The following is a 10,276-nucleotide window of genomic DNA, read 5'->3' as shown; positions in this document are numbered from 1 at the left end:
ATCCAGATGGCGCCAGGTCCGGGATTCACGTTCATCGTGTTTTGGACATAATGTTCCGCACTCAGGACACGCGCCAGTGGAGTCGACATACTCAATCTCGATATCGACTCGGCTATTGGCCATGTTGAGGTCTACCGAGCTTGTCTCCCAGGGCGAATGAATACCCAGAAGCAGTGCATAATGCTCTTCGATTTCCACAGAAAGACTCCCCGTAAATTCGGTATGATCAAGTCCTGATTATACTGGATTTCCACAGGAAACTACGAAGAGCCCTTTTTTAAACAATCCTAACTCCATCACGGCATCCATTATGTCGTAAAATGGCGCAACCCGGTTGTACCGATTACGGATCTTCTTTGTAGTGTGCATGCTATGAAATACCCAATTAATCATCCATATTGGTAATAACATCCGAACGTATATGCTCGAACTCTTGGCGAACTATGTTCGCACACTGAGACAATCACGCAATGTCGCTGCCTGCAAGCGGTGTAGCGCCGTCATACCCGGCATGTATGCAGATCCTGTCAAATTCAGCATAGTGTCTTTAATGACAATACCAATATGGATACCTACCTCAATACTCATAGCTGAGCTCTATCTGTACTAAAAAAAGCAATAGCCGAGTGATTTACATGTCCAATCAGGTTGCCCCTAGTAGCCATCGGTGGGTGACCTGCCCTTGCGAATGTGGCATCTTGCCGCAAGCTTGCGAGGGTAAGCGACCCTTTTGGTCTATGAAACAAGCTCTGCACAGTCCAGCAGACACTGACGTTTTCTGAACCGTTACCTACCCGGAATTGCGAATGACCACTTCTACCGCCCCAGCTGGCTACCTTGCCGGTCCCGTCTCCACTCACATCAATCGCATGACGGCCTCCGCGGGGCTGGGCTTGCTAGCGTTGTTCACCGTTGATTTTGCCGACCTTTTCTTCATTTCTTTACTCGGCGAACGAGAGCTGGCCGCAGCCGTCGGTTTTGCGGCATCCATCCTGTTCTTTTGCCAGTCGCTGAGTATTGGTCTTACCATCGCAGTCGGAGCAACGGTATCCCGGGCCCTCGGCGCTGATCGGGTGGATCGCGCTCGCGAACTGATCGCCAGCAGCTTTGTTTTGATCATCCTGATCACTAGCGTGGTCGCTGGTTCTGTTTGGCTGTGGCGAGAATCGATTCTTACCTTATTGGGTGCCGAGGGTTATACGCTGTCACAGGCCTCCAATTACATCGCCATCATTTTGCCTTCCTTCGTGCCGGTATCCATCGGCATGGCGGCTGGCGGTGTCATACGGGCCAAAGGTGATGCGAAAGGAGCACTCTGGGTCACTCTGAGTGGTGCCATCGTTAATGCCATTTTTGACCCAATTCTTATCTTTGCGATGAATCTGGACCTGACCGGAGCGGCCCTGGCGAGCGTCATGGCGCGCCTGACTATTTTTGGCTATGGCGTTTTCAAACTGTACAAATACGGCCTGCTATCCCGGCCCAAACCAGCAGAAGTGCGGCGAGACTTCACAACGATCAGCAGTATTGCCGTGCCTTCCGTGCTCACCAACCTTGCCACGCCTATTGGACTGGCATTTGTCACTGCCACCATGGCCCAGTACGGCGATTCGGCCGTGGCTGGCCTGGCCATTATCACCCGCTTGCAGCAAGTAGCCTTCGTGGCATTGTTTGCCTTGTCTGGCGCGGTAGGACCCATCGCGGGTCAGAATTGGGGTGCTGGCTATCACGATAGAGTCTCAGCGGTGCTTACTGAATCTGTCCGCTTCGTGTTTCGCTATTGCCTGGTGGTGTGTGTGGCCCTGGCGGCGCTGACAGAACCGATCGTCTGGGCTTTTCAGGCCTCACCTCAAGCTGCGGAGTTGATTCGCTGGTTCACGCTGGGGTTGAGTGCCATTTTCGTATTCAACGGCATCACTTTTGTGACCAACGCTCTGTTCAATAATTTGGGCGCGCCCAAAACCTCAACGCTGTTTAATGTACTTAAGGCTACCGTATTTACCGTCCCTTTCGTGTGGGCGGGAGCGCGTTGGTTCGGTGCACCGGGAGCGCTGATTGGCCAGGGGCTAGGCAGCGCGATGATCGCTTTGGCAGGCTGGTACTGGTGTCGGCGCTATGTGGGCGGTTTGCGTGGCCAATCTGTTTGAGCAGCGAATAAGTACGCTCAGTATGGACACCCACCCCAAGCCTATAGCCCGGAGCTATATTCTTTTCATAATCAATAGTCGGCTTATTTCCTTTAGCTTAACTGTTAACTAAAACAGAACGTCAGGTAAGTTTATATATATTTTTTAAATCACTCTATGCTTGCGATACTCCCCCGAACTTTATTAAGGGCACTGATTAGTATGTGGTTAACGTCAATTTTATTAATAAGCATTCCGGTCGGCCTCGCCGCAGGCGGCTGGTGGGCGGGCATAGCACCGGTCAAAAACGTGGGTCACGTTTTGTTGAGGTTAGCTTTCTTATTAGTGTCCGTATTTATGGCGGCAGTAATCAGCAACTTGACCTTGCCTGCAGCTGATGGAATGGCTCACTACATCAGTGTATCGAATCTCAGCCTCATCATGATGGGGCTGATAGTGTTCATGAGTGTCATCCTGATCGCGTTTTCACGCAACTACATGGCTGGTGAGCAGCGCGTCGGCACTTATTGGCGCTGGTTATTGAATACGCTCGCCGCGGTATCGTTGGTTATCATCAGCAACCATCTGGTCGTGTTCTGGCTGGGGTGGGTGTCGATCAGCCTCTCTCTGCACAAACTGCTGACGTTCTACCCTGACCGTCCAAGAGCCACCTTGGCGGCTCACAAAAAGTTCCTGCTGGCACGTACGGCCGAATCATTGCTGCTCGTTGCCGTTGTGCTTCTATACCAACAACACGGCACGTTGTTGATCAGCGAACTGATGTTCCACTTCAATCAAGTTGCTTCAAACGCAGCATTGGAGCTGTCCACAGCTGACCAGATTGCGGCCGTGCTGATCGCAATGACAGCACTGATCAAGTGCGCCCAGCTGCCCGTTCATGGCTGGCTAGTTCAAGTAGTAGAGGCTCCGACACCAGTCAGCGCACTCCTACACGCTGGTGTTATAAACCTTGGCGGTTTCTTACTGATCTTGTTTGCGCCGTTGTTCATGCAAGTGGCTGCCGCCCAGTGGCTGGTGCTTATTGTGGCCGGTTTTACCACGGTCGTTAGTGCACTGGTGATGACTACGCGCATCAGCTTAAAAGTGCGCATGGCCTGGTCTACCAGCGCTCAGATGGGTTTGATGTTGCTCGAATGTGCACTGGGTTTGTACGAGCTGGCATTGCTGCACTTGCTAACTCATTCGGCCTACAAAGCCTACTCATTCCTCAATGCCGGAAACGCAGTCAACGATAGTATCCGTCGCCGTTTAGCCCCGTCTGGCGTGCCATCCGTCTCAACCTGGCTGTTAGCCATGGGCGCATCGTCGATTATGGTTGTCGGTGCAGTGTATTTGTCAGGGTATGAGGGTGTCTGGAGCATATGGTTACTACTCGCGTTGGCGCTAACCATGCTCATTGCTCAACGCCACGGGGGCACGTTCAAATCGAGTATCTGGCCGTTTGTCGGGCTGGCCTTGCTACTTGTCGCAAGCTATAGCGTCTTCAAATCGGCATTGGGCGTGCTATTACCGATTGACCAAAGCTTAAGAGTCAGCGCCCTGAGCCTGGCCGATATTTGGGCGATGCTGCTATTCATCACCCTGTTTGCCCTGAGCTGGTTTCTGCGCTTCCAGGCCGATAGCCCGGCTATGCAGCGGCTGTCCATGATCCTGTTCGCCGGGCTTTATCTTGACGAATGGCTCACGCGTCTGACGCTTAAAATCTGGCCAGTCAGATTGCCTGCACACGCCAACCCCAAGACATTAAACACATTCAAAAAACCGTTAACGAAGGAGCTTTAGTATGACTGCTGCCACAGCCTTTACCTATGAAAGTCAGTTAACTGAACAGCAGAAGTCTTTGCTAATCGCAGCGGGCGTAAGAATCGCGCCTACCTGGCCGCTCGATCAGATGATTGCCGTCAACCCTTTTTGGGAAATGCGTGACGAGCCGATCGAACGGGTTGCTGCCAGACTGTCAACGTTGACAGGCGCCCGGTTACTGATGCCAAAAGAGTACTATCTGGGGCTCTATAAAAGCGGAGATATTAGCCGGGCATCTTTGTTACAGGCGGCAACAGAGCAAAAAGTCACAAAGTCGGTTCAGGAGCTCGAAAACGAACTTGAGCATTCTACTAATGTGCCTCAATGGCATAATCTGTCCGATCTGCTGGACAGCGACCGCGACCCGCACACGATAGCGTGGCGCGATGAAATCACCCATCAAATCAGCCAGTTTTGCGCGGCTCATTATCAGAAGCTGCATCCGATGCTGCGCAGTGGCAACATCAAGGGACGACCGGACCTGTATCGCCACTGGCTCGAAGTGACACGTCGCGACCAGGGCATCAGCATTATCCTGGATGAGCCCGGGTTTCACGAGTATTTTCAGCAATTACCGGGCGATGCAGAAACGCTTCTGGCGCAATGCATCACTTCGTTAACACTGGCTGATGAAGAGCTTGAGCCTTATGCGCATGCATTGCTTTTGGATATCAACGGTTGGGCATCCTGGGTGGCCTACTTGCGCTGGCAAGGCAATCTGCACGATAAACCGCATGATGACATGTTACAGTTGCTGGCCATTCGAATGGCCTGGGAACTGACCATTTGGCGTTTTATGCAAGCAAAACATCCCAAGTCTTTTGAACGTCTGGGCACTCTATGGGTACGGGAAAAAGATCAGTTGCCACACTTACTTATTCAAGCTGAGGATACGAACAAACCAATGTGGGTATGGGCCAAAGCAGCGGAATTCAGCTACCAACATCGACTGAACAAACAGCTTTTAGCGGCACAGCAGCAAACGATTGCCAAACCGAAGCTCCAGGCGGCATTTTGCATTGATGTTCGCTCTGAAGTGATGCGTCGGGCGCTCGAATCACAAAGTGAGCACATACAAACCTTCGGCTTTGCTGGTTTTTTTGGCTTGCCCCTGGAATATCAACCTGCCGACACCCAGCTATCGCGCCCGCAACTACCAGGCTTGCTCAAACCCGCCATTCGGGCAACTGAAACCCGGCGCACTGATGATAAAGCAGCAAGCTTGAACCAAACGGCGCGCTGGCAAAGCTGGACGCAGGCGGCCCCGTCATCCTTCTCCATGGTGGAATCGATGGGCTGGCTCTATGCCTTCAAAATGTTGAAGAAAGCCTTCTTTGCCAGAAGCGACGAAAACCCAATGAGTCATTTAAGCCACCAGCAACACTGGACGCTAAAGAATGGTGACCAAGAGTTGACTGTGAGTGACAAAGCCGAACTCGCCAAAGGCATTCTAAACACCATGGGGCTGCGCGACTTTGCCCCCACCGTATTGCTGGTTGGGCATGGCAGCCACACCACCAACAACTTGCATGCTGCGGGACTGGACTGTGGCGCGTGCGGGGGACAAACCGGCGAAGTCAACGTGCGCGTACTCGCTCAGTTGCTGAATGACAAGGACGTGCGTGCCGCGCTTATTGGGCTTGGTGTCACTATCCTGGACACAACCCGCTTTGTCGCTGCACTGCACATCACCACCACTGACCACATTAGTTGCTTTGATGAACCTGTCAGCGAAACCGTGACCAATTGGCTACTCGCTGCAACTCGCGGTTCACAGCGTGAGCGAATAGCGTTAATAGACCCGACCCTGGCTGCAGCAACTGACGCAGCCCTGGATAAAGCCTACATCAAGCGCAGCAATGACTGGTCACAAGTACGACCGGAGTGGGGCCTGGCCAATAACGCGGCTTTTATCGTTGCACCAAGGGCGTGGACTCGACAGGTAGACTTGAAAGGCCGTAGTTTTCTGCATGACTACCAGTGGCAAAACGACGACGGATTTGCCGTACTCGAACTGATCATGACCGCACCAATGATTGTGACCAACTGGATCAACATGCAATACAATGCCTCCGTCACCGACAACCTGAAATATGGCAGCGGCAACAAAGTTTTGCACAATGCAGTCGGCGGTCACATCGGCCTATATGAAGGCAACGGGGGTGACTTGCGCATCGGGCTGGCCATGCAATCTTTGCACAACGGCGAGAAGTGGATGCATCAACCTCAACGCTTATCGGTTTATATTGCCGCACCAAAAGAGCCTATCGAGCGCATAGCTGCTCAGCACGACAGCGTGCGCCAGCTGATCGATAACGAATGGTTGTATCTGTTGCGCTGGACAGATGACGGCGAGATTGAGCGCTTTTATCAACAACAATGGTGGCCTGTGGCAGAGCCTGAAGCATAAGCAGCCGACCGATGCATTCACCGTGTTCAAGCGACAGCTTGAACACTGATCTACACCAGATGGTCTTCAGAGAATCGAAGTGACCGCTGTCGAGCCCCTCAAGACATACAGCAAGTGCCCTGGCATCCTGAGAATACGCATTCCTCGTGTCTGCCCAGACACTTCTCGGGAACTGATCAGGAACAATAATCAAGACAAGTCGCCCCAGAGGCGTGACGGCCCAACTATCGACTTCGCCATTGGCCACAGGGTGGACACCCACCTTAAACGGGCTACAGTGACTCTGACAAACAACATAGCCCCAAGCACAACCCTGGAGGTGCTTTATGGTTATCTTGCTGATGGCCGGAATCGGATTGCTGCTATTTGGTGGCATAGTGCTGTTGCGCTATCCCCACAAGCCCGGCGGAAAAATTGCCATTGGCTCGCTTGAAGTCTCGTCTGTGGGAGCTGGTTTACCTCTCATTGTGCTGGGCGTAGCCTGTATTCTGGCCTATGCCAGAACCGAACAACCGAACCTCTGGCTACCCGGTGCTTCCACTGAAGCGCCCGCGCCATCCACTTCGACGGGATGCTTTGATCGGTATTTCAGTGACTTCCCACCCGACCGACAAAGCACTGTGGAAGTCGGTACCAGTGACAAAACTGTACTTTCGGCGAGTCAAACCAAGACCGCCCCCATCGCACTGCTGTTCAACGAGAACAGAGAAACGTTTGGTGGGATAACTTTCAATGTCTTTGCGTCTGACAACCTGTTCAAGGTCGATGCGATCATCGACGCCAACTGCCAGCCGATTGAGCAATACGCCAATGTTTCACGCGGCGGCGATAAAAACGTCTTTCAAAACTGGGATACCCTGCAAATGACGATGAACAACCAATCGTATCTGTTGACACTGGGCTACAGTGATGGGGAGGTCGAGGTGAATGCGTTTGGCACCTTCACACCTTAGTTAGCCCCTCACACTGGACAAGCATGGCGGTACTTTTTGGAGATACAGTAACTCTCACCTTCACTGAGCTCAGCATTCTGTTGGCCCTCATCGCTGGCTGCAGCAACTCAAAAAAGATCAGTTCAGAGATTCCCTATCGATCGTGTCAGCCCAGATCAATGCATAAGGGTCAAATCCGGCGGCCAGTCGGGGCTTCACAATTTCAAAAAATGGCGACACATCAAAGTCTCGCGGGGTGAACAAACTGTGGTGCCTGATGTGCAGAACCTCGTCACCCAGGCGAGCTATTGCTGGATCACCGTACCGGGACTTTTTGACGACCGGCAAGATGGGGTAACGGACAGACTGAAACGTCTTGGCGATAAGCGACGAGCATATGGCCTGAGTGGGATCACCACTGCCCAGCGCGATCAAACGCCTGCGCCAGCGTTGAGGTACCGGCGGCGTTGGGACCAGGTAGCGCAGCAGGTCGATGATGTTCTTCAGGTCATATTGGTGACCCACTTTTGTCTTGGCATAGTCGATCAATGTATCGATATCGGCCACTTTCAGGCCGACCGGTCGACAGATCCGTGTATGGAATTGCGCATAGTGTTCGAGCGCGACCAACCGTACGCCGTCACGCATGTCGGCTTCTAACAACGACGGTGTTGGCTTTCCCTGATGACCAGGCGGCATCGCCTCGCCAACGTAAAGAGCCGCATGAGACCAGGTGGACTGGGTAAGGTACTTAATCGCCGAACTGACACGGGAGCTGCCCTCCACCAACAGCACATCGCCCCGGCGTAATGCCGGCAGCAACACCTCTGGCTCACTGGTAGCAATAGGTTGATGCTTCGGGTCTGGCCGGGTAAGAAAGGCAGCCAGTGCACGACCGAGGCTCTGAAACATTACATACTCCGTTACTTAGCGTAACAAGCCATTACCCAATGACCACGGCCAACGCCTTGCAGTGGTCCAATAAACCCAGTCATCAAAACAGATGGCCATACTACCACCCTAACGGGGTGTTTGATGAACAGAATACGACCTGCCTTCTCTCTTGTGTTCGAGCAGGCCGCTGCCAAGCCTGCCAGTATTCCTGCTTCACAGGCAGACCCTGTGTTCCGATAGCGAACTCTGCTTTTATCGGCTATTATTTAACCATACATCATGAGTAGTCGCGCATCATGGCCCTTTCTATCAACAGTCCTGCCTATACACCAACGACCGACAATCGATTTAACACCCTTGCCCGGCAAGGAAGCTCTGGCCTGCGCATCAACTCAGCCGCAGACGATGCCGCAGGAACAGCCATTGCCCAGGGCTTTTCGTCCCAGGTGCGTGGCATTGATGTCGCCGCGCGCAACATTGGCGACGGTATCAGTTTGCTGCAGACCCGCAGCGGCGCCATGGGCACGATGACCGAGCAGCTACAGCGCATGCGCGAACTGACAGTTCAAGCCAATAACGGTATCAACGGGCCCGAAGAGCGTAACCTGCTAAACCAGGAATTCACCACCCTGCGTGACACACTGTTTGAACAAATCGACCAGGCACAGTTTAACAACCGGCCTCTCTTTGGTTCAGATCAACAAGTTTTTCAGACCGGCCCGGATGCAGGCCAGACGACCGTCGTGGAAGGGAATGCTCTGAATGAGCAACTCGACCAATTTGGTCTTGGTTCACTGAGCCTTACCAGCAATGGAGACCTTGGCAACGTATTAAACAGCTTGGATGACGCCATTAGTGCCGTATCCAGTGCGCAGGCTAGCGATGGCGCGCTGGCCAATCGGCTGGAAGCCCAGGGCAACACCCTGATGCAGCAACGACTGGACACCAGCGCAACACTGAGCCGAATCCAGGATCTGGACTACGCCAAATTTGCCAGCGAACTGGCGCAAACCAACGTGCGCGACCAGGTCAAGATACTGATGCAAGGCCAGGCTAACGCCAACCGTGAGACAGTGTTGCGATTGTTAACAGATTGATGGTACGCGTAGCCCCGATACAAACTGGTGGCATAGGCCAGGCAGCTTAAGCAATAGATAGCCAATGACTTAAGAATTGCAATTACGGTTATTAAATAATGTGCCTGTCCTATCAGCATCAGTTGAACTCTCTTTGAACTCCAATAAAGTGGACCTTCATGTTGTTGCGTGTTGTTTGTTTTATTGCCGCTGTTGGTACAAACCGGACAAAATAGCCGCTTTACTGCTACCAGGATGAGAAGCCTTATCGCACTAACTGTGGGCAAGAACAGGTTGGCGATATTTTGATAATCCTTAGTCACAGCCACGAACTTCTCTACCGCTGTAGAGTCGATACAGCGTCGATACAGTGTCGATATAGCGTCGACTAAAAAACCAACAGAAAAGGGTGTCGTCATACTCCTCTGATATCTCCATATTTTCACCACTCAATATCGACTCCAGCATTCTCATCTTCAATTCGCAATCTCTGAAAACTGATTGAATCGATAGCTTACGTCACTTACTTAACACATCAAGGATACCAAAATGTTGAATTTTAACTTTCAAAACACCACCCGAATCCATTTTGGCGAAGGGCAGATTAAAACACTTAACGATTCGATACCAAAAACGGCAAAGATCCTGGTCACCTATGGTGGTGGTTCGATCAAGATGAATGGTAAGCGTTCAGTAACTATTCAGCGTCCAAACCAGTTTCTCGCAGCTTCACCTGAATAAACTCAGGCCACGTACCTGTAAACAAGCACTCTAAAGCCTCACCGACGCCCACCGAGTGCTTTCTGCAGGTTGATAGATAGCTGCGAATACGGCAATAGATTTCAGCGCCCCTCATTGAACGGAAGCAACCCGATACTTTTTGCTGCACCTTAACCATGCGCAGGTCACGCTCTCCCTGGTTGTTAGTGTAGGGGGCCAATGGATCATCCATAAATCGCAGCACATCATCCTCGTAATCACGCAGCCGCTCTAATAAATTCCTCGACTTGCTGC

At 52.2% G+C, this 10,276-nt stretch carries 7 protein-coding genes and 2 pseudogenes; 5 read left to right on the top strand and 4 right to left on the bottom strand.

Features of this window, described 5'->3' with window-relative positions:
• Window positions 1-198 (bottom strand): annotated as a pseudogene (locus G565_RS27295) (ISL3 family transposase); the annotation flags it as partial.
• Between the two features lie 608 nt (window positions 199-806).
• Between G565_RS27295 and G565_RS24975 the strand changes: the two are divergent.
• From G565_RS24975 to G565_RS0119055, 3 genes are all read left to right on the top strand, one after another.
• Window positions 807-2,147 carry an MATE family efflux transporter gene (locus G565_RS24975; protein ID WP_037340356.1) on the top strand — a complete coding sequence of 447 codons (1,341 nt, stop codon included), beginning with the start codon at window positions 807-809 and terminating at the stop codon, window positions 2,145-2,147.
• Window positions 2,148-2,348: 201 nt separating this feature from the next.
• Complete coding sequence (locus G565_RS24970) at window positions 2,349-3,929, top strand: NADH-quinone oxidoreductase subunit L (protein ID WP_051208271.1); 1,581 nt, start codon at window positions 2,349-2,351, stop codon at window positions 3,927-3,929.
• A 1-nt stretch (window position 3,930) separates the two neighbouring features.
• Window positions 3,931-6,360, top strand: coding sequence for a YbcC family protein (locus G565_RS0119055; RefSeq protein ID WP_028672275.1), 2,430 nt, complete (start codon window positions 3,931-3,933; stop codon window positions 6,358-6,360).
• A gap of 43 nt (window positions 6,361-6,403) precedes the next feature.
• On the opposite strand, the pseudogene G565_RS27775 reads toward G565_RS0119055, so the two are convergent.
• Window positions 6,404-6,736, bottom strand: a pseudogene (locus G565_RS27775) (DUF924 family protein); the annotation flags it as partial.
• Between G565_RS27775 and G565_RS0119050 the strand changes: the two are divergent.
• Window positions 6,687-7,313 carry a hypothetical protein gene (locus tag G565_RS0119050; RefSeq protein ID WP_028672274.1) on the top strand — a complete coding sequence of 209 codons (627 nt, stop codon included), beginning with the start codon at window positions 6,687-6,689 and terminating at the stop codon, window positions 7,311-7,313. The pseudogene G565_RS27775 and the gene G565_RS0119050 overlap by 50 nt on opposite strands.
• Before the next feature lie 117 nt (window positions 7,314-7,430).
• Here G565_RS0119050 and G565_RS0119045 read toward each other — a convergent pair whose 3' ends face one another.
• Window positions 7,431-8,204 carry a YiiX/YebB-like N1pC/P60 family cysteine hydrolase gene (locus tag G565_RS0119045; protein ID WP_028672273.1) on the bottom strand — a complete coding sequence of 258 codons (774 nt, stop codon included), beginning with the start codon at window positions 8,202-8,204 and terminating at the stop codon, window positions 7,431-7,433.
• A gap of 278 nt (window positions 8,205-8,482) precedes the next feature.
• Here G565_RS0119045 and G565_RS0119040 point away from each other — a divergent pair, with 278 nt between their 5' ends.
• The gene (locus G565_RS0119040; RefSeq protein ID WP_028672272.1) at window positions 8,483-9,283 is read left to right on the top strand and encodes a flagellin; all 801 of its coding nucleotides are present in this window, start codon (window positions 8,483-8,485) and stop codon (window positions 9,281-9,283) included.
• 676 nt (window positions 9,284-9,959) lie between these two features.
• Here G565_RS0119040 and G565_RS26525 read toward each other — a convergent pair.
• A partial coding sequence (locus G565_RS26525) for an IS66 family transposase (RefSeq protein ID WP_157600160.1) occupies window positions 9,960-10,276 on the bottom strand: 317 nt, incomplete at its 5' end.

Source organism: Saccharospirillum impatiens DSM 12546 (genome assembly GCF_000423605.1).
Taxonomy (GTDB): Bacteria; Pseudomonadota; Gammaproteobacteria; order Pseudomonadales; family Natronospirillaceae; genus Saccharospirillum; species Saccharospirillum impatiens.
The sequence above is the reverse complement of the archived record's forward strand: the minus strand, read 5'-3'. Positions and strand labels throughout refer to the sequence as shown.